The organism is Enterobacter cloacae complex sp. 277I4 (assembly GCF_050031465.1).
GTDB lineage: Bacteria > Pseudomonadota > Gammaproteobacteria > Enterobacterales > Enterobacteriaceae > Enterobacter > Enterobacter cloacae.
Genome location: NZ_JBLGWC010000001.1, coordinates 858,277 through 882,805, shown reverse-complemented (window position 1 = coordinate 882,805; position 24,529 = coordinate 858,277). Strand labels below are relative to the sequence as shown.

Below are 24,529 nucleotides of genomic sequence, written 5' to 3'. Positions count from 1 at the left end.
CTTATTTAACCTGTTTCAGAACATCAGCGGTGATGTCTTTAACATCGCTGCTGTTGAAAGCAACGGCGTTCGCATCAACAACCAGATCGATGTTCTGATCGGCAGCAACTGCTTTAACAGCAGTCTGAATGCGAGTCACCAGCTTGCCACGCTCTTCGTTAGAACGACGCTGACGATCCTGCTCGAAAGCCTGCGCTTTCTGGGAGAACGTCTGGCGCTGAGCCATTACGTCTTTTTCCAGTTTGCTGCGCTCGCTTGATTTCATGGTAGAACCATCACGCTGCAGACGCTGCATTTTGGACTGAAGATCGTTTTCCATACCCTGCAGTTCGCTTGCACGGCCTTTGAATTCGTTTTCCAGAGTCGCAGAAACGCCAGTTTTCTGTGCAACCTGCTGGAACAAATTACCCATGTTGACGATTGCAATTTTGTCTGCTGCCTGAGCAGAAGTTGCCATCGCTAAACCGAGACCTGCAGCTAATAACCACTTTTTCACAATTAACTCCTTACCATCCCATTGGCACCAGAAGGTACCGTTCTTTGCGTGGCAAGGCGATCGTTTTACCGATCGCCGGTTGTCAGCGCTACACTGCCAACGCATTCCTTTGCAGCGGAGAATTACCAGGTTTTACCAATGTTAAACTGGAATTGCTCCGACTTATCTCCATCATATTTCTTAAACGGCTGGGCGTAAGAGAAGACCAACGGCCCCAGCGGTGACATCCATTGTAATGCGATACCTGCAGACATGCGAATATTGCCCGGATCGCTGTAGTCTGGAACACCTGCCGCACGCATCTGGGCAGTGTTCTCCCAGTTGGTATCCCACACGGTACCGGCATCCCAGAAGAAGGACGTACGGACTGAGTTCGCGTATTTATCACTGATGAATGGCGTTGGCGTGATGAACTCAAGGCTCGCCACGGCCATGGCGTTACCGCCTACCGCATCATCAGAGCTACAAACCTGTTTTGGATCCCGGCTTGCGCAGTTATCTTCGTCATTACCGCCGTAATAAACCGCTTTCGGACCAATGTTGTTGGACTGGAAGCCACGAACGGTACTGGAACCACCGGCGTAGAAGTTCTCATAGAACGGCATCTCTTTGCCGCCTAAACCATCGCCATAGCCCCAACGGGTACGACCCAGAACCACCCACTTATGATCGTCATCGATCGGGAAGTACGAGGCAGTATCGAGCGTTAACTTGTAGAACTCGTTATCAGAACCAGGAATAGTCACTTTACCATTCAGGTTGACACGTGAACCTTCCGTTGGGAAGTACCCACGGTCAAGGCGGTTATACGTCCAGCCGTAGTTGAAGGTGAAGTCATCCGCCGCAAAACCGTTGTTATCGCTGGAGGTGCTCGCCGACTGGCCGATAGAGTCGAGATAACGCCACATTGCCACCTGCGGTTGCATATTGGACAGGTCGTTATGCACGTAACCTAAGCCCGCACGCAGGGTGTTGTATTCGTTAACCGGGAATCCAAGCGTACCGTCTACACCGTAGCTCTTGTTGGTGTACGAGGACAGATCCGCGTCGTCTGCTTTAAAGTCGTTATAGAAGATACGACCACCCAGGCTCACACCGTCGACGGTGAAGTATGGGTTAGTGACAGAGAACTCAGAGTAGGTCTGGTAGTCGTTTTTGGTACCGTTGATACCCACCGAGTAACCCGTACCCAGCCAGTTATCCTGCTGAACGCCAACCTGGAAGCTCACGCCGCTTTCAGTACCGTAGCCCACACCGAAGTTAAAGCTACCGGTATTACGCTCTTTCACTTTGTACACGACATCAACCTGGTCCGGGCTGCCTGGCACACGCTGGGTATCGGTATCAACCGTCTCAAAATAGCCCAGTCGGTTCAGACGTTCTTTACCCTGGTCAACGAGGTCGCTACCCAACCATGCCCCTTCCATCTGGCGCATTTCGCGACGCAGAACGGAATCTTTGGAGGTGTCGTTACCTTCGAAGCGGATCTTACGCACGTAGAAACGGTTGCCCGCATCAACGTTGACGTGAAGCTTAACGGTTTTATCCGCGTCGTTGATTTCCGGCTGAGTTTGCACACGCGGATAGGCATAACCATAGCGGCCGAGCAGCTTTTTAATGCCGTCTTCCATTTTGGTTACTTTAGAACCGCTGTACAGATCGCCTGGCTGAATTTTGGTCAGCGATTCGATCTCGGCAGAATGCCCCGCCAGGTTGCCACTTACTTCAACACCCGAAAGCTTGTACTGATCGCCTTCTGTAATGTTAATCGTAATGTAGATCCCTTTCTTGTCCGGGGTCAGACTCACCTGAGTCGAGTCGATGTTGAAACGGGCATAACCGCGATCCAGATAGTAGCTGCGCAGGGTTTCGAGGTCGCCCGCCAGTTTCTGTTTCTGGTATTTGCGATCGCCCACCACGTTCCACCACGGCACTTCGTCACGCAGCTGGAAGGTGGAGATCAGTTCGTCGGTAGTGAACGCGTGGTTCCCGACGATGTTGATCTGTTGGATCTTCGCCGAGACGCCTTCCTGGAAGACCAGCTTCAGGTCAACACGGTTACGCGGCAGCGGAGTCACCACCGCTTTCACGCTGGCGCTGTACTTACCGACGCTGTAATAGAAGTCTTCCAGACCTTTTTCAATGTCTGAAAGGGTGGTGCGGTCCAGAGATTCCCCCACACGAACACCGGATGCTTCAAGGTTTTGCTTGAGCATGTCATCTTTCACCGACTTGTTACCGGAGAAAGTGATACTGGCGATCGTTGGACGTTCTTTTACCTGAACCAGCAGCGTATCACCATCGCGCAGGACGCGGACATCCTCAAAGTTGCCGGTGGCAAACAGAGCACGGATGGTGTTACTGATGTCATCATCATTAACCGTATCGCCGGGGCGCACAGGCATACTGAGGAGGGCCGCACCAACGGCGACACGCTGAAGGCCTTCGAAATGAATGTCTTTCACTACGAACCCGTCAGCACCGTATACGGTGGCGCTGCTAAACAGCAGCGACGCTATGAGCAACTTTTTCATCGCCATCGTTATTATGCGTTCTTCCTAACTAACTCTCTTACAACCGAGAGAAATCATTGAAAAGTGCAAGCCCCATTAACAGCACCAGCAAAATCGAGCCAATGCGATAACTAAAGTCTTGAACTCGCTCGGATACCGGCCCGCCTTTTAGCTTTTCAATCGCTAAAAACAGCAGATGACCCCCGTCTAAAACGGGAAGCGGGAACAGGTTGATGATCCCAAGGTTCACGCTAATGAGCGCGAGAAACATGAGATAGTAAATCACCCCGAACTCCGCTGACATCCCAGCCCCCTGAGCTATCGAAATTGGCCCACTGAGGTTGTTCAGTTTCACATCACCGGTTATCAATTTCCCCAACATGTTTACCGTCAGCTTCATCAGTTGCCATGTTTTATCCGTGGCTTCAAGGATGGCGCTAAACGGCCCATACTGGCGTATTGTCTTGTACTCATCTGGCAGCGGGATCACTTTAGGCACAACGCCTGCAAACCCTTCTGCCTTTTTGCCGACCGATTTGCTATCCGGGATCAGCGTCAGCGAGAGTGGACTACCCTGCCTTTCAACTTCCAGCGCGAGCGACGTACCCGGATTATCGCGCACCAGAGTAACAAAGGTCATCCACTGTGTTAATGGCTGACCATCGACTTTAACGATCCTGTCGCCAGCTTGCAAACCCGCTTTGCTCGCCGCCGAATTTGCCTGAACTTCGGCTAATATCGGTTCGATCTGCGCACCACGTGGGCGAATCCCCAGCGCAGAGACGGGATCTTCTTTGTCTGGCTCGAAACTCCAGTGACGCAAATCCAGCACTTTATTCTGTCGCTGGTCAGAACCAAACGGTGACACGCTGACCGTGGTCTGCTCATCACCGATTTTGGCTACCAGTTGCAGTCGCACGGCATCCCAATCAGGGGTTTCGATACCATCAATCGCTTTAAGTTCCATCCCCGGCGTAATTTGCGCACTCGCCGCGATGGAATTGGGGGCGATTTCACCGACAACCGGACGCACGCCCGGAACGCCGATGATAAACACCAGCCAGTAAGCGAAGATAGCAAAGATGAAATTGGCTACCGGTCCGGCAGCAATGATGGCGGCACGTTGTCCAACGGTTTTGTTGTTAAACGCGCTGTGTCGAAGCTCAGGGGCCACAGGCTCAACACGTTCGTCGAGCATTTTGACGTAGCCACCGAGCGGGATAAGGGCGATGACAAATTCCGTGCCGTGACGGTCGGTACGCGTCCAGAGTGATTTGCCAAAACCGATGGAGAACCGCTCTACGCGCACACCGCAACGGCGAGCAACCCAGAAATGGCCAAATTCATGCACGGTAATCAGTACACCCAGTGCAACAATGAACGCCGCCAGATTCCAGAGAATGCTCAGCATAAAACCTTCCGTTAAATCGTCCCGAATACCAGTAAAAGCAGACAAGCAAACACGGGAACAGCCGCTGTCAGGCTGTCAATGCGATCCAGTATCCCGCCATGCCCTGGAATCAGGTGTCCGCTGTCCTTAATCCCTGCTTCTCGCTTGAACATACTTTCGGTTAAATCACCGAGTACCGAGGCCAGCGCGGCAAAAATCGAACACACCAGCAGTATTGACGGTGCAATGTCCAGATTCGCCCAGACGCCATAGCCCCAGGAGATAATCGCTGCCGTAAACAGGCCGCCGATGAATCCTTGCCAGGTTTTACCAGGCGACACCTTCGGAGCCAGTTTATGTTTGCCGAACAGTTTACCAAACATATAGGCCCCAGAGTCAGCCCCCCAGACCAGAATCATCACATAAAGCAGCCAAATCGCACCGCTGTAGTGGTTTTCGTCGTAGTGCCAGGCGCGCAGAGCCACCATGCCCCAGAAAAAAGGCACGATGGTAAGAAGACCAAATATAAGGCGCAGCACTTTTGAGTTGCGCCATAACGCCGCGGATCCTGGATAAAAAAGCACCAAAACAAGGGCGGCGATCCACCAGGCCAACGATACCCACAGGGACCCGGCAACCAGTGGTTGGTGAATATCATGGTGATATTCCGGCAAGGTAAACAGCATCAGGGCCAGGATCAAGCCACAGAGTACCGCCAGCCATACCCGCTGACTGCGCGACGTAAAGCCGCTAAACTGTCCCCATTCCCACGCGGCCAGCATACACACCACCAGCGTGACAATAGCAAATCCCACCGGGGGCAGTAAAAACAGCGCCGCAATGACAATGGGTATTAATACAAAAGCGGAAATCAGGCGATACTTCAGCAAAAGCTACCCCCATCAGGCTTTGTCGCCACCAGGCTCGGTGCCGCCGAAACGACGCTCTCGATTGGCAAAGGCATGCAGCGCACCTTCAAAGTCTTGTTCATCAAAATCGGGCCAAAGCACATCCGTAAAGTAAAGTTCGGCATAGGCAATTTGCCACAGCAAAAAGTTACTTATGCGATGTTCTCCCCCTGTCCTAATTACCAAATCCACAGGTGCCAGTTCATTCATGCAGATTTGCTTGCTCAGCGCGTCTTCATCAATTTGGTCGGGTCTCAACAACCCTTCCTGAACCTGTTCGGCCAGGTGCCGAACCCCCTGGATAATATCCCAGCGTCCACCGTAATTCGCCGCGATATTCAGCGTCAGACCCGTGTTATTTTCAGTCAGCGCTTCTGCTTTACGAATCCGTTCCTGCAAACGTGAGTTAAAACGACTGGTTTCGCCAATGACACGCAGGCGCACATTGTGGCGGTGCAGGCTTTTTACTTCGCTGTCGAGCGCCCACACAAACAGTTCCATCAACGCAGTCACTTCCTGCGCAGGTCGATTCCAGTTTTCACTGCTAAAAGCATAGAGCGTTAACGCATCAATGCCGTTATTGGCGGCAAAAGAGACGGCGCGGCGAACAGATTTCGCCCCAGCTTTATGCCCAAAGGCTCGTATCTTCCCTTGTCTTTTCGCCCAGCGGCCATTGCCATCCATGATGATTGCTACATGACGGCAGCCATGAGCTGGCAAGTTTTCGCTTATTGGTTGATTCGCAGACAACATAACGCGTTTTTAGTCCCTGAAAAGGATTTAACGGTACTCAGGAATACTGAAGCCTATACGTAAAAAAGCCGTGTCAAACCACGGCTTACCTGACCACTTAAAGTCAAATACCTGCGATCAGGTGGCGCAGACTATATCACCGAAGCCCAACGCTAACAAATAGCACGACGACTAGTGCTTGCTTTATCACCAGCTTGCGAGGCGTGTCACCTGTTTGCGCGCAATAGTACGAGCCTGCTCATCCACCGCCAGCACCTCTTCCACACTTTGTGGTTCGCGCAGATCCATCAACTCCAGTACCGACAAATTCAGCATAGCGATATCGGTGAAACGGATCTGCTGATTCAGAAATGCTTCAACGGTAATTTCATTGGCTGCATTGAGTGCCGTCGTCGCCGCCTGCCCCTGGTCAAAGGCATTCATTGCAAGCTTAAGACACGGATAACGATCGTAGTCAGGTTCACTGAACGTCAGAGAACTCAGCTTGCAAAAATCGAGTGGCTTCACGCCAGATTTCACGCGTTCAGGCCATGCCATTGCATGTGCAATTGGCGTACGCATATCCGGCTCTCCCAGCTGTGCCAGCACGCTGCCGTCCTGATAGCGCACCATCGAGTGAATCACCGATTGCGGGTGGATCAGCACTTCCATCTGTTTCGCCGACGCGTTAAACAGCCAGCGAGCTTCAATGTATTCCAGACCTTTGTTCATCATAGTGGCAGAGTCAACGGAGATCTTACGCCCCATTGACCAGTTCGGATGACGGCACGCCTGATCCGGCGTCATTGCGCTCAGTTCAGACAGTGGCGTTTCACGGAACGGGCCACCAGACCCGGTAAGCAAAATCGATACAACCCCATTCTGCTCCAGGTCAGCGTACCCCAGGTTCTGCTGAAAAGGTTGCGGTAAACTCTGAAAAATGGCGTTGTGCTCGCTGTCGACCGGCAAAAGACGTGCTCCGCGCTGCTTAACCGCCTCCATAAACAGACGTCCGCAGGTTACCAGCGACTCTTTATTCGCCAGCAGAACATCTTTACCGGCATCGATGGCGGCCAGCGTCGGCAGCAACCCGGCCGCGCCAACAATGGCGGCCATCACCTGATCGACCTCGTCCAACGCGGCCATCTCACAGGCAGCCTGCTGCCCGCTCAGAACCTCAGTACGACTGCCCTTCTCTTGCAGAGCGGCTTTCAGCTGGCGGGCGCTCTCTTCGTCATCCATTACCGCATAGCGGGGCGTAAACTCCAGACACTGCTCGACCATTCGCTGCACATTCTTCCCGGCCACCAGTGCTGTCACGGTGTAAAGCGCAGGGTTGTGGCGTACAACGTCGAGAGTGCTGCAACCGATAGATCCGGTTGAGCCAAGGAGAGTTAAATGCTTCATGAGATGCCCGAAAAAAGTTAGACCAGATAAAAGCAAAACGCCGCCAGCAAGACCCGAAGTCCCTCTGAACGGCGTTTATCAGTGTAAGACAGAAATCAGAACTGCATCAGTTCCGCTTCTTTATCTGCCAGCGCCGCATCAATTTTCTTGATGGCAGCGTCAGTCATTTTCTGAATGTCGTCCTGTGAACGACGATCGTCATCTTCACTGATCTCTTTTTCTTTCAGCAGCGCTTTCACTTTATCGTTAGCGTCGCGACGGACGTTACGCACGGAAACACGACCCTGCTCAGCTTCGCCACGCACCACTTTGATCAGGTCTTTACGACGCTCTTCGGTCAGCGGAGGCAGTGGAACACGGATATCAGCACCCGCAGAGCTTGGGTTCAGACCGAGGTCAGATGCCATGATCGCTTTCTCAACCGCCGGGCCCATAGAGCGATCGAACACGTTGATTTTCAGCGTACGGGTATCTTCTACGGTCACGCTCGCCAGCTGGCGCAGAGGGGTAGGCGTACCGTAGTACTCTACGATGATGCCATCCAGCAGGCTTGGAGAAGCACGGCCAGTACGGATTTTGCTGATTTGGGTTTTGAACGCTTCTACGCATTTTTCCATGCGTACTTCAGCATCTTTTCTGATGTCGTTAATCACGTTACGAATCCTTGAAAACTTGTCTCAGGCAGACTATCCGCCAGCACAGTGCTACAGGTGTGCTAAGTATAGTCGCGTTTAATTCATGGCAACGCCAATGGCGCGTCCGGGTAAGATACCACTTCAAAATAAAGCGGAATCTTACCTGTATTTATCGCCGACGGAAATTATTCCGTGATCAATGTGCCTTCTTTTTCGCCCATGACCACGCGGCGCAGTGCGCCAGGCTTATTCATATTGAAGACACGGATCGGCAGTTTGTGGTCGCGAGCCAGCGTGAAGGCGGCAAGATCCATCACTTTCAGCTCCTTTTCCAGCACTTCGCTGTAGGACAGCTGATCGTACATGGTGGCAGAGGGATCTTTTGCCGGGTCGGCGGTAAACACGCCATCCACTTTGGTTGCTTTCAGCACCACGTCGGCTTCGATTTCGATACCGCGCAGGCAGGCAGCGGAATCGGTTGTAAAGAACGGGTTACCCGTACCGGCGGAGAGGATCACCACGCGGTTGTTGCGCAGCAGGCTGATCGCTTCTGCCCAGCTGTAGTTATCGCAAACGCCATTCAAAGGAATAGCGGACATCAGGCGGGCATTCACATAGGCACGATGCAACGCATCACGCATTGCCAGACCGTTCATCACGGTTGCCAGCATACCCATATGGTCGCCCACAACGCGGTTCATCCCCGCTTTCGCCAGACCAGCACCACGGAAAAGGTTGCCACCGCCAATGACCACGCCGACCTGAATACCCAGTTCGACAAGTTCTTTGATCTCCTGTGCCATGCGGTCGAGAATGCTTGCGTCAATACCGAAGCCTTCCGATCCCTGCAGCGCTTCGCCACTCAGCTTAAGCAGAATGCGTTTGTACACGGGTTTTGCATTGGTAGCCATGTTTCTTTCCTGAGACTGTCAACGATTAAGATGGGGGTTAATTCTGGCGACATAGTAAGTCGCATACCAGCACAGCGATACGGGATCCTGTCTGATTTTCGTCTGACGGGTGACAAAAAGAAGCCGCCCTCAGGCGGCTCCTTTTTCATCATTAAGACTGCTTGGACATTGCAGCAACTTCTGCTGCGAAGTCAGTCTCAACTTTCTCGATGCCTTCGCCCACTTCGAAGCGGATGAAGCCAGTTACGTCAGCGTTGTGCTCTTTCAGCAGCTGAGCAACGGATTTGCTTGGATCCATAACGAAAGGCTGGCCAGTCAGAGAAACTTCGCCGGTGAATTTCTTCATGCGGCCTTCAACCATTTTCTCTGCGATTTCTTTTGGCTTACCAGACTGCATCGCGATGTCCAGCTGAACCTGGTACTCTTTCTCTACCACTTCAGCAGACACGTCTTCTGGCTTAACGAATTCTGGTTTGCTTGCAGCGATGTGCATTGCCAGCTGTTTAACCAGCTCTTCGTCAGCGCCTTTAGCCGCAACCAGAACACCGATACGCGCACCGTGCTGGTAAGAACCCAGAACGTCGCCTTCCAGGGACGCTACGCGACGGATGTTGATGTTCTCACCGATTTTAGCAACCAGCGCAACACGTTCTTCTTCGAACTGTGCTTTCAGAACTTCAACGTCAGTGATTTTGCCAGCAACAGCTGCGTCCAGAACTTTGTTAGCAAATGCCTGGAAACCACCATCTTTAGCAACGAAGTCAGTCTGGCAGTTAACTTCCAGAATGATGCCGTAGTTGCCATCGATTTTAGTGATGATCACGCCGTCAGCAGCAACGTTGCCTGCTTTTTTAGCTGCTTTGATCGCACCGGATTTACGCATGTTTTCGATTGCCAGCTCGATGTCGCCGTTCGCTTCAGTCAGCGCTTTTTTGCAATCCATCATGCCTGCGCCAGTACGCTCGCGCAGCTCTTTTACCAGGGATGCGGTAATTTCAGCCATTCTTAAATCCTCGGGAGATGTGAACTGCCCGGCCTGCGGCCAAACAGTATAAATTGAAAAAAGGGGCCGATAATGGGCCCCTATTCATACACGGTACTAATAAGGGGTGAAACCTTATTATTCAGCTTCTACGAAGCTTTCTTCCGCCTGAGAAGCCAGATCCTGGGAACGGCCTTCACGAACGGTAGCAGCTACAGCGCTCAGGTACAGGCTAACAGCACGGATTGCGTCGTCGTTACCCGGGATAACGAAGTCAACACCGTCCGGATCGGAGTTGGTATCAACGATAGCGAATACCGGGATACCCAGGTTGTTAGCTTCTTTGATTGCGATGTGCTCGTGGTCTGCATCGATTACGAACAGCGCGTCTGGCAGGCCGCCCATATCTTTGATACCGCCCAGGCTGTTTTCCAGCTTGTCCAGCTCACGAGTGCGCATCAGCGCTTCTTTCTTAGTCAGCTTGTCGAAAGTACCGTCCTGAGACTGGGTTTCCAGATCTTTCAGGCGCTTGATGGACTGACGAACAGTTTTCCAGTTGGTCAGCATGCCGCCCAACCAGCGATGGTTCACGAAGAACTGGTCGCAGCTGTTAGCAGCATCTTTCACAGCTTCGCTTGCAGCGCGCTTAGTACCAACGAACAGAATCTTACCTTTACGGGAAGCGATCTTGTTCAGCTCAGCCAGGGCTTCGTTGAACATTGGTACAGTTTTCTCAAGGTTGATGATGTGAACTTTGTTACGCGCGCCGAAGATGAAAGGCTTCATTTTCGGGTTCCAGTAACGGGTCTGGTGACCGAAGTGAACACCAGCCTTGAGCATGTCGCGCATGGAAACAGTTGCCATGTTTAAAACCTCTATATTGAAAGTTGGGGTTATGCCTCCACGTATCCCATATTACCGACCCCGAAGGGCACCCCGGAATATGTGCCGATACGTGTGTGTTGTTACACAAAGTGAGATATATCGCTCCCGTCCAGCCTGTGTATCTGAGATGGATCGGAAGTCCGGCGCGCTTTATACCACAAATCACGACCAGAAACCAATAATTGTTGGCGTAGTGTGCTGTTAATGATTCTCAGTTTGGCACGGGGTGCGCCTGACTGATACCATTGACGGTACTTAGACTAGTATTGTCGAAAAAATCGACACCGATGGACAGATTACATGGCTATCTCTATTAAGACCCCTGAAGAAATTGAAAAGATGCGCGTCGCCGGTCGTCTGGCCGCGGAAGTGCTGGAAATGATCGAGCCGTTCGTGAAACCGGGCGTCAGCACCGGCGAGCTGGACCGCATCTGTAACGACTATATCGTTAACGAGCAGCACGCGGTCTCCGCCTGCCTCGGCTACCACGGTTTCCCGAAATCCGTCTGCATTTCTATAAATGAAGTGGTGTGCCACGGTATTCCGGATGACGAAAAACTGCTGAAAGATGGCGACATCGTCAACATCGACGTCACCGTCATTAAAGATGATTACCACGGTGACACCTCGAAGATGTTTATCGTGGGCAAGCCAACCATCCTGGGTGAGCGCCTGTGTAAAGTGACGCAGGAGAGCCTCTACCTGGCGCTGAAGATGGTGAAACCGGGCATTCGCCTGCGCACCATTGGTGCCGCTATCCAGAAGTTTGTCGAAGCGGAAGGTTTCTCCGTGGTTCGCGAATATTGTGGCCACGGCATTGGCCGCGTCTTCCACGAAGAGCCGCAGGTTCTGCACTACGATGCGGATGACGGCGGCGTGGTGCTGCAAAAAGGGATGACCTTCACCATCGAGCCGATGGTCAACGCGGGTGACTACCGTATCCGTACCATGAAAGATGGCTGGACGGTGAAAACCAAAGACAGAAGCTTGTCTGCACAGTACGAGCATACTATTGTGGTAACAGACAACGGCTGCGAAATTATGACGTTGCGCAAGGATGACACCATCCCGGCAATACTGACGCACGATGAATGATAAAAAAGCCGGCAAATGCCGGCTTTTTTAATGGCGATAGCTTTTTCTTATGGGTGGCACACGATGAGTAATCTATTACCCGAACAGTATGCTAACACAGCACTTCCCACCCTCCCCGACCAGCCCGATAACCCGGGCGTCTGGCCGCAGCACGAGCTGAGCTGTGCCGGCATCAAAGCCCATATGGATGTCTTCCAGCGCTGGCTGGGAAGCGCGTTTGATGCGGGCATTTCCGCCGAACAGCTCATTGAAGCGCGCACCGAATTTATTGACCAGCTTCTGCAACGCCTGTGGATTGAGTACGGGTTCGGGCAGGTCAGCGACGTGGCGCTGGTTGCCGTCGGGGGCTATGGCCGCGGTGAGCTGCATCCGCTTTCCGATATTGACCTGCTGATCTTAAGCCGCAAAAAACTGCCGGACGAACAGGCGCAGAAGATTGGCGAACTGCTGACGCTGCTCTGGGATGTGAAGCTGGAAGTCGGCCACAGCGTACGCACCCTGGAAGAGTGCCTGCTGGAGGGGCTATCGGATCTGACCGTTGCCACCAACCTGATTGAAACCCGCCTGCTGATCGGCGATGTCGCGCTGTTCCTGGAACTGCAAAAACACATTTTCAGCGACGGCTTCTGGCCATCAGAAAAGTTCTTCGCCGCTAAGGTTGAGGAACAAAATCAGCGCCACCAGCGCTATCACGGCACAAGCTATAACCTTGAACCGGATATCAAAAGCAGCCCCGGCGGCCTGCGCGATATCCACACATTACAGTGGGTAGCCCGTCGCCACTTTGGCGCCACCTCGCTGGATGAAATGGTGGGTTTTGGCTTTTTAACCGAAGCCGAGCGAAACGAGCTCAACGAGTGTCTGCATCTACTGTGGCGCATTCGTTTTGCCCTCCATCTTGAACTTAATCGCTACGATAACCGTCTGTTGTTCGACCGCCAGCTCAGCGTGGCCCAGCGCCTTCACTACAGCGGCGAGGGTAACGAACCGGTTGAGCACATGATGAAGGATTTCTTCCGCGTGACCCGACGCGTTACCGAACTCAACCAGATGCTATTGCAGCTGTTCGACGAAGCTATTCTGGCGCTGACGGCCGACGAAAAACCGCGCCCCATTGATGACGAGTTTCAGCTACGCGGTACGCTTATCGATCTGCGCGACGAAACGCTGTTTATGCGCGAGCCGGAAGCGATCCTGCGGATGTTCTATACCATGGTCCGCAACAGCACGATCACCGGGATCTACTCCACCACCCTGCGCCATTTGCGCCATGCGCGCCGCCATCTGACGCAGCCGCTGTGCTATATCCCGGAAGCGCGTTCGCTGTTCCTGAGCATGCTCCGCCATCCGGGCGCCGTCAGTCGCGGGCTGCTGCCAATGCACCGTCACAGCGTACTGTGGGCCTATATGCCGCAATGGTCGCACATTGTCGGGCAGATGCAGTTCGATCTGTTCCATGCCTATACGGTGGATGAACACACGATCCGCGTCATGCTCAAGCTGGAGAGTTTTGCGAAAGAAGAGACGCGCTCCCGCCACCCGCTGTGCGTTGAGCTGTGGCCACGGCTGACCCATCCGGAGCTGATCCTGATTGCCGCCCTGTTCCACGATATCGCCAAAGGCCGCGGCGGTGACCACTCGGTGCTCGGCGCGCAGGACGTGCTGAAATTTGCCGAACTGCACGGTCTGAACTCACGTGAAACACAGCTGGTGGCCTGGCTGGTGCGCCATCACCTGCTGATGTCGGTCACCGCACAGCGTCGTGACATTCAGGACCCTGAAGTGATCAAGCAGTTTGCAGAAGAGGTACAAACAGAAAACCGTCTGCGCTATCTGGTCTGCCTGACGGTGGCCGATATCTGCGCCACCAACGAAACGCTGTGGAACAGCTGGAAGCAGAGCCTGCTGCGTGAACTGTACTTTGCGACCGAAAAACAGCTGCGCCGCGGAATGCAAAACACGCCCGACATGCGCGAGCGCGTGCGCCACCATCAGTTGCAGGCTCTGGCCCTGCTGCGGATGGACAACATTGATGAAGAGGCGTTGCATCAGATTTGGGCCCGCTGTCGTGCCAACTACTTTGTCCGTCACAGTCCAAACCAGCTCGCCTGGCATGCGCGGCATCTGCTGCAGCATGATTTGTCGCAGCCGATGATCCTGCTCAGCCCGCAGGCGACGCGCGGTGGTACCGAGATCTTTATCTGGAGCCCGGACCGCCCTTATCTGTTTGCTGCGGTATGCGCTGAACTGGACAGACGAAACCTGAGCGTGCACGACGCGCAGATTTTCACCACCCGGGACGGCATGGCGATGGACACCTTTATTGTGCTGGAGCCGGACGGCAGCCCGCTGTCGTCGGATCGTCATGAGGGGATACGTTTTGGTCTGGAGCAGGCCATCACTCAGCGCAGCTGGCAGCCGCCGCAGCCGCGTCGTCAGCCCGCTAAACTGCGCCACTTTACCGTCGATACCGAGGTCAATTTCCTGCCAACCCACACCGATCGTAAATCGTTCCTGGAGCTCATTGCCCTGGATCAGCCAGGTCTGCTCGCCCGCGTCGGCCAGGTCTTTGCCGATCTGGGAATTTCGCTTCACGGGGCCCGAATTACAACCATTGGCGAGCGAGTAGAAGATTTATTTATAATCGCAACAGCGGACCGGCGTGCCCTTAATAATGACCTGCAACTTGAAGTGCAACAACGGTTGACAGCAGCCCTCAATCCAAACGATAAAGGGTGACGTGTTTTTTAGTGAAATGGAAAGAGTAAACAATGCAGCAGTTACAGAACGTTATTGAGTCCGCTTTTGAGCGTCGCGCCGAGATTACCCCGGCAAATGTGGATACCGTTACCCGCGAAGCGGTTAACCAGGTGATTTCTCTGCTGGATTCCGGCGCGCTGCGTGTAGCAGAAAAAATCGACGGTCAGTGGGTCACTCATCAATGGCTGAAGAAAGCCGTGCTGCTCTCTTTCCGTATCAACGATAACCAGGTTATCGACGGAGCTGAAAGCCGCTACTTCGATAAAGTGCCAATGAAATTCGCTGATTACGACGAAGCGCGTTTCCAGAAAGAAGGCTTCCGCGTAGTGCCACCTGCTGCGGTGCGTCAGGGCGCGTTCATCGCCCGTAACACCGTACTGATGCCGTCCTACGTAAACATCGGTGCCTATGTAGACGAAGGCACCATGGTGGATACCTGGGCTACCGTGGGCTCCTGCGCGCAGATCGGTAAAAACGTTCACCTGTCCGGCGGCGTCGGCATCGGTGGCGTACTGGAACCCCTGCAGGCTAACCCAACCATCATCGAAGACAACTGCTTCATCGGCGCGCGCTCTGAAGTGGTAGAAGGCGTGATCGTTGAAGAAGGCTCAGTAATCTCTATGGGCGTTTACATCGGTCAGAGCACCCGTATTTATGACCGTGAAACCGGCGAAATCCATTACGGCCGTGTTCCGGCAGGCTCCGTGGTTGTTTCCGGCAACCTGCCGTCTAAAGATGGTAAGTACAGCCTGTACTGTGCGGTTATCGTGAAGAAAGTGGACGCGAAAACCCGCGGTAAAGTGGGCATCAACGAATTGCTGCGCACCATCGATTAATCGGATATAACAAAAAGCGGGGGCAACCCCGCTTTTTTCATATCTGAGGGTGGCGAAAATAGATTTTTTCGTTAATTATTCAAAGGTTATGTTGAGATCAAGGGTACCGCTATGTACGATAATCTGAAAAGTCTGGGCATTACCAATCCTGATGAAATTGATCGTTACAGCCTTCGCCAGGAAGCCAACAACGACATTTTAAAAATCTATTTTCACAAGGACAAAGGAGAGTTTTTCGCCAAGAGCGTGAAGTTTAAATATCCACGCCAGCGTAAGACCGTCGTCGCAGACGGTGTAGGACAGGGATACAAAGAGGTTCAGGAAATCAGCCCCAACCTGCGCTATGTGATCGATGAACTCGATCAGATCTGCCAGCGCGACCGTACCGAAGTCGATCTCAAGCGTAAGATCCTTGACGATCTGCGTCACCTTGAAAGCGTTGTGACTAATAAGATCAGCGAGATTGAAGCGGATCTTGAGAAATTAACGCGTAACAAATAAGTTGGGTGCGGCCTGATGCCCTCACCCCGGCCCTCTCCCACAGGGCTGAGGGTTCCCCAGAAAAATGAAAAGCACGATGAAGTGTGATCTACTGGTTGCGCTAACAAATCAGAAGAGACCTCATCGTGCCTTTACAGACAGTCTGCCAGAAATTTTTCTCCGCGTCTTTACCGGATGTTCACAGCTTCCGGATTAATGTCCTTGTTTCCATGGCCGTTGCCCTCACGCACGGTGCGGATCTGACCCTGACCAGCCTTGGTCGCACTCTTCCCGGCAGAGCGCACGTCAAAAATAAAATTAAACGTGTTGACCGTGCCCTGGGTAATACCGCCCTTCACCGGGATATTCCCCGTATTCAGCACCTGCTCACACATACCATCACCTCCCTGATGCCCTTCTGTGTGATTGCTGTCGACTGGACAGGCTGGCATGACAGGAACTGGTATCTTCTGCGGGCAAGCCTGGTCTGTAATGGTCGCTCACTGCCGCTTATGAGTGAGGTTGTCCCCGCAGAGCTGGCGCAGAACAGCGATGTACAGTGCCGCTTCCTTGACCGCCTGCATGATGCCATCCCGAAAGATAAAGCCGTCACCATCATTACGGATGCAGGCTTCCGGACAGACTGGTTCCGGCATGTCAGCCAGCTGGGCTGGAGCTTCACCGGCAGGGTCAGGGGCTGCATCAGCTTCCGGCTGGACGGAGATAAAAAATGGATGAAAATCAGTGAGCTTGAGGCTACCGGACAACCGGTCTGCGTGGGTTACGGTGTCCTGTCCCGTAAACCACGAACGCCCTGTTACGGCCGGTTCTATCTGCATAAGCGCCCTGACGCAGGGCGTCAGGGAAAAGGGGGGATGCCGAAAACACAGCGGGAACACCGCAGTAGCGCGCGGGAGCCCTGGCTGCTGTTCAGTAATGCAGAGGGACTGGAGCCGCACCAGATAATGGCCCTGTACAGCCGCAGAATGCAGATAGAACAAAACTTCCGGGACGACAAAAGTCCACGCTTCGGGTTCGGTCTGAGGCTGAGCCGGAGTCAGGGAAAAGGGCGACTGGAAGTGCTGAATATGGTCGCGGCAATGGCAAGCCTGGTGATGTGGCTGGCAGGTTACAGGGCAGAAAGGCAGTGTTTACACTGGCACTATCAGGCAAGCAGCATCAGGCACAGACGGGTTCTGTCATACCTGAGTCTGGCAGAAGAAGTCATCCGGCATGAGCCCGGGAAAGTAAGACGCCTGAATATAGTTAACGAGATGAAAAAGCTGGGAAAAGAGTACAGTAATATGGTCATGGTGACATGACCATATTACTGGGGATCCCTCAGCCCACAGGGAGAGGGAGAAAACCATCATGTAGGCCGGGTAAGGCGAAGCCGCCACCCGGCAAACAGCATCATCGCTGTTCATCCAGCTGCAACGCCACATACAGCAGCAGCCTGTCGTCAAAACTTCCCAGATCCAGCCCTGTCAGCTCCGAAATCCGGTTGAGCCGATACTCCAGCGTGTTGCGGTGAATGAACAGCGCTTTCGACGTCGCCAGCGGCTGCACGTTATGCCGGAACCACGCCTGTAGCGTCCGGCGCAGCAGGCCATTGTTGTCCATCGCTTTCAGACGCGCGAGCGGACGCGCCAGCTCATTGGCCTGCCAGCCACCGCGCAGGCTGTCGAGCAGTACCGGCAGCATCAGATCCTGATAAAAATAGCTGCGGCTTTCCGGCATTCGCTGTTTACCCACCATCATCGTGGTACGCGCCGTACGCCATGAGCGGGCGATACTGCCAGGCCCGGTAAAGTAATTCCCCAGGGCGACGCGAAAACGCAGCTGACCATTCTCTTTCATACGGGAAATTAACTGCTCCACACGACGACGGTGATCTTCCGCATCCCAGCGACCGAACGCGTTAAGCGCCGGCTTGAGTACCACCATTTCCGTCAGGGATACAATCGCCACCAGGTTGTCGCGCTCCGGCGTTGCCAGCGCGTTTTGTAGCTGCTGCAATTCAGCCATCGCGCTATCGACCCCCAGTTGGCCGCTATCCACCTCAATCACCGCCACGACGCGCGGTTGGTTCAGGTCAATACCCAGACGCTGCGCCCACTCGCTCAGCGCAGGCGTATGCTCCTCTGCCTGAATCAGATTCATCACCAGCTCTTCGCGCAGACGGCTGTCCTGGGCCAGCAGGTGCATCAGGCGCGACTGCTCCAGCATCATCTCCGCCGTCATGCAGACCAGCTCGCCATATTTACGCAGTGATTCGGGTTCACCGGTCAGGCCTATTACGCCAACAATTTCCCCTTCAAGGCGCAGCGGTAAATTGATGCCCTGACGGACGCCGTGCAGGTGTTTCGCCACGGCATCATCGATATCCACGACCCGCCCCTGGGAAAGCACCAGCAGTGCACCTTCGTGCAATTCCCCAATACGCTCGCGATCGCCGCTGCCAATAATGCGCCCGCGGGCATCCATTACGTTGATATTGGTATCGATGATGCGCATGGTGCGCGCCACGATATCCTGCGCCATTTTGGTATCAAGATGCCAGCCAGCCATGTAACCCTCCTGTGAGCAGAGCTCAAGCATAGGGGAGTTCGGTTACGGCCGCATTGTGCGAATGCACAAAATCAGGCAGTGAAGTATGGACTTGTGGGAAGGGTCACAGAAACAAAAAAGCCCCTGCTTACATCACGCAGGGGCTTACGAGGATTACTGCATCAGAAGATAGATAGAAGTATCACCACGCTGAATATTCAGCGCCAGCACGGATGGTTTGCTGTCGAGAATTTTACGCAGTTCAGCGATGTTTTTCACTGGCTGCTGGTTAGCACCCATGATCACATCACCTTTTTTCAGGCCGATACGGGCTGCCGGGGAATTCGCTTTCACGTTATTCACCACCACGCCTTTATCTGCACCTTTGTTGCTCATCTCCGCCCCTTCAATACCGCTGAAGATGGTGCTGGAATCAACCTGATTCTGACTGCTCTGCTGCAGCTCCAGACTCACGTTAACCGCCTTACCGTCACGCAGCAGGCCGAGGGTGACTTTGCTGCCAATTGGCATTGAACCCACTTCGGCACGCAGGGCGGCAAAACTGCTGATCGGTTTACCGTTCAGGGAGGTGATCACATCCCCGGCTTTAATCCCCGCTTTTGCTGCGGAGGAGTTCGGCATAACCTGGCTCACGAACGCGCCGCGCTGGGCGTCAACTTTCATCGCTTTCGCCAGCTCAGAGTTCAGCTCAGTACCCATGATACCCAGCTCACCGCGTTTCACCTGGCCGTACTGCACCATCTGCGCGGTCAGGTTTTTCACCATATTACTTGGGATAGCAAAACCGATACCGATGTTGCCGCCGTCCGGTGCCAGGATGGCAGTGTTAATACCAATCAGCTCACCGTTCAGGTTCACCAGCGCACCGCCGGAGTTACCGCGGTTGATCGCTGCATCCGTCTGGATGAAGTTTTCATAGTTCTCCGCGTTCAGGCCGCTACGGCCCAGCGCAGAAACAATCCCCGAGGTCACGGTTTCGCCCAGACCGAACGGGTTACCGATGGCCACGGTGTAGTCACCGACACGCAGCGCGTCGGAGTCGGCAATTTTAATCGCCGTCAGGTTTTTAGGATCCTGAATCTGGATCAGTGCGATATCAGAGCGTGGGTCCTTGCCCACCACTTTGGCGTCAAATTTACGCCCGTCGCTCAGCTGAACCTTAATGCTGTTGGCGTTATCCACCACGTGGTTATTGGTGACGACATACCCTTTCGCGGCATCAATAATAACCCCCGAGCCAAGCGCCATGAATTTCTGCTGCTGGCCGCCGCCCTGGCCGTCATCCCCTGCGCCACCGCCCTGACAGAACGGAGAACTCTGGAATGGCGAACCGTCCTGGCAGAACGGCGAGTTATCGCCGAAGAACTGCTGGAAGTTACGCGGCATACGCGGCGTATTGACGGTCGTGCTGCCCTCAACGTTAATACTCACCACCGATGGCATCACTTTTTCGAGCATCGGTGCCAGGCTTGGCATCTGCTGCGCGGTTGCTGCCGACGACGCGGTCTCGGCTGCAGTAGCAGTCAGAGGAGACAGCGCTAAACCTAAACTCAGAGCCAGTGCACTCATTGCTAATGTGGTTTTTTTCATGTTTCTCAATCTCGATTTACAGATAACGCAAAATTGCTGTGTAACTCAGATTCGTTTTATACCGCTTAGTTCCGGCGATAAGTTTATGGAAAAAGTAAAAATTTATTGGTCGTCTTTACAAAACTCCGGGATTATTCCACCGCCATCAGCTTGCGGTACTCATCCCAGGCATACAAATCGGTCATTCCGCTGATATAGTCCTGGATGAGACGACAGCGATAATAATATTCGAGCACCGGCCACTGCGGTGAGTGGCGATCCAGTTTGCCGATGGCTTCAACGTAAGCCAGACGATGACGGGTAGAAAGTTTCTGATAAAGCCGGGACTCAATCGGTATTCGTCGCACGCGCTCTTGTTCCACCAGCTCGCTGAATTCATCGACCGACAATTGCAGCAGAGGGCGATATATTTCCAGTAAGCCGCTGATTACCCGGTATCCCTGCAGCTCTAACTGTTCAACATCCGGGTGGCTGAATACATGACGCATCGCGACATGTTTATATAACTCAAGCAACTGGCTGAAGCTACTGTCATCCTCCAGCAAGGCATGATTGAACTCGCCGCTAAAAATCATCGGCAAATTATCAATAAAGCGCGAGGCGGCGTAAGGCACCAGTTTATTTAATGTATTGACCCGCAAATACATAAAGAACTGATCTTCGGTGCTCCGGCTTAATGTATTTGCACGCGATTTTTCCCAGGCATTTTCAACCACCTGGGCAAACAGCGAACCTTTTTCATGTTTCCCCCATGCATCATAAAGATGCTGATAAAGCTCCTCTACGCTAAATATTCTTTTTTCAACCGCGTCTTCCAGGTCAGCAACGCAATAGGAGATGTCATCGGCGGCTTCCATAATCCACGTCAACGGGAAGCGGCCATTTGCAGTCAATGAAAGTTCTTTACGTAACCGCTCGATATAGGCCTCTTCGGAGAGGTAATAGCCCGGCTTTTTCATCAGATAGCTGTGCGAAGCGGGCGTTTCGCCCATCCACCAGGCGGGACGGGTATATTTGAGGATGCATCCCACCTGTGCCCAGGTCAGATTCATGCGCATCAGGGAGTGCACCAGCCGTATCCCCTGCGCATTGCCTTCAAAATGACAGAGATCCTGACGCACCTTACGACGCAGATCGTTTAGCCCGTCTTCGCCTTCACGCAGGCGTAAATCCCGCACCACGCAGCGGTCATCACTGAGCGGCTGGCTGACGGCATCCGACGGGAAGAGTCGCTGCCTGAACCAGTCGTTGATCGCCGCCTCGCCAAAGTGACCAAACGGCGGGTTGCCGATGTCGTGCATCAGGCAGGCCATCTCAACAATACTTTCAAAGGGCCCGGTCAACTCATCCAGACCGTAGGTTTCCAGCAAGCGCTGCTCTTTGAGACGGCTTAAAATCTCTTTGGCAATGTAGCGCCCCACCTGCTGAACTTCCATTGAGTGGGTAAGGCGTGTGCGCACGGCAGCGTTACGCTCAAGCGGAAACACCTGGGTCTTTTGCTGCAGACGACGAATGGCAGGCGAGTTAATGATCCGCCCGCGATCGCTTTCGAAGATACGCAGGATCTCATGTTCGCTCTTTTCACCCTGCGGCGAACGGAAACGTCGGTGCCAGTTAATTTTGGTGCGAAAATCGATCTGTGACATGTGCTCCCCCGCGTGAGAATGCGTTTCCCCTTAAGCGCATGATAGACTATGCATCTTAACAAGGCACATCGCGAGTAAATCTATGAAAATCGGCATTATTGGTGCAATGGAAGAAGAAGTTACGCTGCTGCGTGACAAAATTGAGAACCGTCAGACTCTCTCTCTGGGGGGGTGTGAGATCTATACCGGTCAACTGAACGGTGTTGACGTGGCTCTGCTGAAATCAGGCATCGGTAAGGTTGCTGCTGCGCTGGGCGCAACGCTGTTGCTTGAGCGCTGCAAACCAGACGTGATCGTTAACACCGGCTCTGCGGGCGGTCTGGCACCGACCCTGAAAGTGGGTGATATCGTCGTCTCCGATGAAGCGCGTTACCACGACGCAGACGTTACCGCATTCGGCTACGAATACGGTCAGCTTCCAGGTTGCCCGGCCGGCTTTAAGGCCGACGATAAGCTGGTTGCGGCGGCAGAAGAGTGCATTGCTGAGCTGAACCTCAACGCCGTACGCGGCCTGATTGTGAGCGGTGATGCCTTCATCAATGGCTCCGTCGGCCTGGCAAAAATCCGTCACAACTTCCCGCAGGCTATCGCCGTTGAGATGGAAGCGACCGCGATTGCCCACGTTTGCCATACTTTCAACGTCCCGTTCGTGGTGGTCCGCGCCATCTCTGACGTGGCCGATCAGCAGTCTCATATCAGCTTCGACGAATTCCTGGTTGTCGCGGCAAAACAGTCCACCGTGATGGTGGAGAGCCTTGTGCAGAAACTGGCTCGTGGCTAAACATGCCATCAGGGCGCTGGTCGCCCTGCTTCTGCTCGCACCGGCCTGGCTCTGCGCCGCGCCGCGTGTGATTACCCTCTCCCCCGCTAACACCGAACTGGCGTTTGCTGCCGGTATCACCCCGGTTGGTGTAAGCAGCTTTTCCAATTACCCACCGCAGGCCGCGCATATTGAACAGGTCGCAACCTGGCAAGGGATGAACCTTGAGCGCATCGTGGCGCTTAAGCCCGATCTCGTGCTCGCCTGGCGTGGCGGCAATGCAGAGCGGCAGGTTAATCAACTGACGTCGCTTGGGATCAAGGTCATGTGGGTGGATGCCGTGAGCATTGAGCAGGTCGCTCAGGCGTTACGCGCTCTGGCGCCCTACAGCCCAACCCCGGCCAAAGCCGAGGATGCGGCAAAACAACTGCTCAGCGACTATGCGGCACTCAAAGCAAAATACGATACCCCCGTTAAAAAGCGCATCTTTTTGCAGTTTGGCAGCCAGCCGCTGTTCACCACCGGGAAAGGCTCCATTCAGAATCAGGTCCTGGAAGTGTGCGGCGGAGAAAATATCTTTGCGGCCAGCCGGATACCGTGGCCTCAGGTCAGCCGGGAACAGGTACTGGCTCGCCGACCACAGGCGATCGTTGTGGTCGGAAATGCGAGCGAGATTCCTAAAATTGAACAATTCTGGCAAAGCCAGCTAAAAATTCCGGTGATCCCCCTCACCAGCGACTGGTTTGAACGCGCCAGCCCGCGTATTATCCTCGCCGCAAAACAACTCTGTGCCGCACTGGCCGAGAGTCATTAACATAAGACCCCCCTCGAGGATTTAACGATGCTCGTTTATTGGCTGGATATTCTTGGCACAGCCGTTTTTGCTATCTCCGGCGTCCTGCTCGCCGGAAAGCTGCGCATGGATCCGTTTGGCGTGCTGGTGCTTGGCGTGGTGACCGCCGTAGGCGGTGGAACGATCCGCGATATGGCGCTGGATAATGGCCCGGTATTTTGGGTGAAAGATCCCACCGATCTGGTGGTGGCGATGGTCACCTGCCTGTTAACCATCGTGCTGGTTCGCCAGCCCCGCCGCTTACCAAAATGGATCCTCCCGGTGCTGGATGCCGTCGGGCTGGCTGTGTTTGTCGGCATTGGGGTGAATAAAGCCTTTAATGCGGGTACAGGGCCCATGGTTGCCATCTGCATGGGCGTGCTGACTGGCGTAGGCGGCGGGATTATTCGCGATATTCTGGCACGAGAAGTGCCGATGATCCTGCGTACCGAAATCTATGCTACGGCCTGCATTATTGGCGGGATTGTACACGCCACGGCGTACTATACCTTTGCGATACCGCTGGAAAATTCAGCCATGCTGGGAATGGTGGTGACGCTGGCGATACGTCTGGCGGCGATACGCTGGCACCTTAAATTGCCGACGTTCGCGCTGGATGAGAATGGAAGATAAACGCAAAACGGTAACCGCAAGGTTACCGTTTTTAATCTTTTCTCCCTCTCCCTGTGGGAGAGGGCCGGTGTGAGGGCATCAGCCCGCCCCCGCTTAAATACTGAACGAAGACCCACACCCGCAGGTGCTGGTGGCATTTGGGTTCGTCACCACAAAGCGTGAACCTTCCAGACCTTCTGTGTAATCTACCGAACCGCCCACCAGATATTGCAGGCTCATCGGGTCAACCACCAGCGCGACGCCCTGTTTCTCGATAGTCATATCGCCGTCGTTAACCTGGTCGTCAAAGGTAAAACCATACTGGAAGCCGCTGCAGCCGCCACCGGTAATATAGACACGCAGTTTCAGATCCGGATTGTCTTCGTCGGCAATCAGGGTTTTCACTTTGTTGGCTGCTGCTTCGGTAAACTCCAGCGGCAACGCTACGTCATCACTCATCTTATGCTCCCATGAATACTGCTACTGCA

General features: G+C 53.9%; 22 protein-coding genes. 8 read left to right on the top strand and 14 right to left on the bottom strand.

Annotation, left to right across the window (positions count from 1 at the left end; all coding sequences use genetic code 11):
- Position 1: 1 nt before the first annotated feature.
- From skp to rpsB, 10 genes are all read right to left on the bottom strand, one after another.
- Positions 2 to 496: a molecular chaperone Skp gene (gene skp / locus ACQG19_RS04150; RefSeq protein WP_013095660.1), complete on the bottom strand. Its 495-nt coding sequence runs from the start codon at positions 494 to 496 to the stop codon at positions 2 to 4.
- A 122-nt stretch (positions 497 to 618) separates the two neighbouring features.
- Positions 619 to 3,036 carry an outer membrane protein assembly factor BamA gene (bamA, locus tag ACQG19_RS04145; protein ID WP_013095659.1) on the bottom strand — a complete coding sequence of 806 codons (2,418 nt, stop codon included), beginning with the start codon at positions 3,034 to 3,036 and terminating at the stop codon, positions 619 to 621.
- A gap of 31 nt (positions 3,037 to 3,067) precedes the next feature.
- Positions 3,068 to 4,420, bottom strand: coding sequence for a sigma E protease regulator RseP (gene rseP / locus ACQG19_RS04140; RefSeq protein ID WP_014830712.1), 1,353 nt, complete (start codon positions 4,418 to 4,420; stop codon positions 3,068 to 3,070).
- Positions 4,421 to 4,431: 11 nt separating this feature from the next.
- Positions 4,432 to 5,289 (bottom strand): phosphatidate cytidylyltransferase, encoded by an 858-nt coding sequence (gene cdsA / locus ACQG19_RS04135; protein WP_013095657.1) that lies wholly within the window; start codon positions 5,287 to 5,289, stop codon positions 4,432 to 4,434.
- Positions 5,290 to 5,301: 12 nt separating this feature from the next.
- A complete protein-coding gene (gene ispU, locus ACQG19_RS04130; RefSeq protein ID WP_028028110.1) occupies positions 5,302 to 6,060 on the bottom strand; it encodes a (2E,6E)-farnesyl-diphosphate-specific ditrans,polycis-undecaprenyl-diphosphate synthase in 759 nt (252 codons plus the stop codon).
- A gap of 186 nt (positions 6,061 to 6,246) precedes the next feature.
- Complete coding sequence (gene ispC, locus ACQG19_RS04125) at positions 6,247 to 7,446, bottom strand: 1-deoxy-D-xylulose-5-phosphate reductoisomerase (protein ID WP_040022771.1); 1,200 nt, start codon at positions 7,444 to 7,446, stop codon at positions 6,247 to 6,249.
- 95 nt (positions 7,447 to 7,541) lie between these two features.
- Entirely contained in the window at positions 7,542 to 8,099 is a 558-nt protein-coding gene (gene frr / locus ACQG19_RS04120; RefSeq protein ID WP_008501909.1) for a ribosome recycling factor, read from the bottom strand.
- A 167-nt stretch (positions 8,100 to 8,266) separates the two neighbouring features.
- Positions 8,267 to 8,992, bottom strand: coding sequence for a UMP kinase (pyrH, locus tag ACQG19_RS04115; protein WP_003856194.1), 726 nt, complete (start codon positions 8,990 to 8,992; stop codon positions 8,267 to 8,269).
- 151 nt (positions 8,993 to 9,143) lie between these two features.
- On the bottom strand, positions 9,144 to 9,995 hold the full coding sequence (tsf, locus tag ACQG19_RS04110; RefSeq protein WP_008501911.1) for a translation elongation factor Ts: 852 nt from the start codon (positions 9,993 to 9,995) through the stop codon (positions 9,144 to 9,146).
- A 117-nt stretch (positions 9,996 to 10,112) separates the two neighbouring features.
- On the bottom strand, positions 10,113 to 10,838 hold the full coding sequence (gene rpsB, locus ACQG19_RS04105) for a 30S ribosomal protein S2 (RefSeq protein ID WP_013095653.1): 726 nt from the start codon (positions 10,836 to 10,838) through the stop codon (positions 10,113 to 10,115).
- A gap of 321 nt (positions 10,839 to 11,159) precedes the next feature.
- Between rpsB and map the strand changes: the two genes are divergently transcribed.
- From map to ACQG19_RS04080, 5 genes are all read left to right on the top strand, one after another.
- Complete coding sequence (gene map / locus ACQG19_RS04100; RefSeq protein WP_013095652.1) at positions 11,160 to 11,954, top strand: type I methionyl aminopeptidase; 795 nt, start codon at positions 11,160 to 11,162, stop codon at positions 11,952 to 11,954.
- Between the two features lie 63 nt (positions 11,955 to 12,017).
- A complete protein-coding gene (gene glnD, locus ACQG19_RS04095; RefSeq protein WP_013095651.1) occupies positions 12,018 to 14,693 on the top strand; it encodes a bifunctional uridylyltransferase/uridylyl-removing protein GlnD in 2,676 nt (891 codons plus the stop codon).
- A 32-nt stretch (positions 14,694 to 14,725) separates the two neighbouring features.
- Positions 14,726 to 15,550, top strand: coding sequence for a 2,3,4,5-tetrahydropyridine-2,6-dicarboxylate N-succinyltransferase (gene dapD / locus ACQG19_RS04090; protein WP_013095650.1), 825 nt, complete (start codon positions 14,726 to 14,728; stop codon positions 15,548 to 15,550).
- Positions 15,551 to 15,661: 111 nt separating this feature from the next.
- Positions 15,662 to 16,051 carry a DUF3461 family protein gene (locus ACQG19_RS04085; protein ID WP_008501916.1) on the top strand — a complete coding sequence of 130 codons (390 nt, stop codon included), beginning with the start codon at positions 15,662 to 15,664 and terminating at the stop codon, positions 16,049 to 16,051.
- Between the two features lie 125 nt (positions 16,052 to 16,176).
- On the top strand, positions 16,177 to 17,352 hold the full coding sequence (locus ACQG19_RS04080) for an IS4 family transposase (RefSeq protein WP_044157718.1): 1,176 nt from the start codon (positions 16,177 to 16,179) through the stop codon (positions 17,350 to 17,352).
- A 91-nt stretch (positions 17,353 to 17,443) separates the two neighbouring features.
- On the opposite strand, the gene cdaR is transcribed toward ACQG19_RS04080, so the two are convergent.
- From cdaR to dgt, 3 genes are all read right to left on the bottom strand, one after another.
- Positions 17,444 to 18,601 carry a DNA-binding transcriptional regulator CdaR gene (cdaR, locus tag ACQG19_RS04075; RefSeq protein WP_013095649.1) on the bottom strand — a complete coding sequence of 386 codons (1,158 nt, stop codon included), beginning with the start codon at positions 18,599 to 18,601 and terminating at the stop codon, positions 17,444 to 17,446.
- 153 nt (positions 18,602 to 18,754) lie between these two features.
- Positions 18,755 to 20,191 carry a serine endoprotease DegP gene (gene degP / locus ACQG19_RS04070; RefSeq protein WP_013095648.1) on the bottom strand — a complete coding sequence of 479 codons (1,437 nt, stop codon included), beginning with the start codon at positions 20,189 to 20,191 and terminating at the stop codon, positions 18,755 to 18,757.
- A gap of 131 nt (positions 20,192 to 20,322) precedes the next feature.
- Positions 20,323 to 21,837, bottom strand: coding sequence for a dGTPase (dgt, locus tag ACQG19_RS04065; protein WP_013095647.1), 1,515 nt, complete (start codon positions 21,835 to 21,837; stop codon positions 20,323 to 20,325).
- A gap of 82 nt (positions 21,838 to 21,919) precedes the next feature.
- On the opposite strand from dgt, the gene mtnN reads away from it, so the two are divergent.
- Genes mtnN through ACQG19_RS04050 form a run of 3 tightly spaced genes read left to right on the top strand, consistent with a single transcriptional unit; the run spans position 21,920 to position 24,062 of the window.
- Entirely contained in the window at positions 21,920 to 22,618 is a 699-nt protein-coding gene (gene mtnN / locus ACQG19_RS04060) for a 5'-methylthioadenosine/S-adenosylhomocysteine nucleosidase (protein WP_222169222.1), read from the top strand.
- Positions 22,611 to 23,411, top strand: coding sequence for a vitamin B12 ABC transporter substrate-binding protein BtuF (gene btuF, locus ACQG19_RS04055; RefSeq protein WP_023620756.1), 801 nt, complete (start codon positions 22,611 to 22,613; stop codon positions 23,409 to 23,411). Before mtnN ends, btuF begins: the two co-directional genes overlap by 8 nt.
- 27 nt (positions 23,412 to 23,438) lie before the next feature.
- Positions 23,439 to 24,062, top strand: a complete 624-nt coding sequence (locus tag ACQG19_RS04050) for a TRIC cation channel family protein (protein ID WP_013095644.1) — start codon at positions 23,439 to 23,441, stop codon at positions 24,060 to 24,062.
- Positions 24,063 to 24,155: 93 nt separating this feature from the next.
- Here ACQG19_RS04050 and erpA read toward each other — a convergent pair whose 3' ends face one another.
- Entirely contained in the window at positions 24,156 to 24,500 is a 345-nt protein-coding gene (gene erpA, locus ACQG19_RS04045) for an iron-sulfur cluster insertion protein ErpA (RefSeq protein WP_013095643.1), read from the bottom strand.
- Positions 24,501 to 24,529 lie beyond the last annotated feature (29 nt).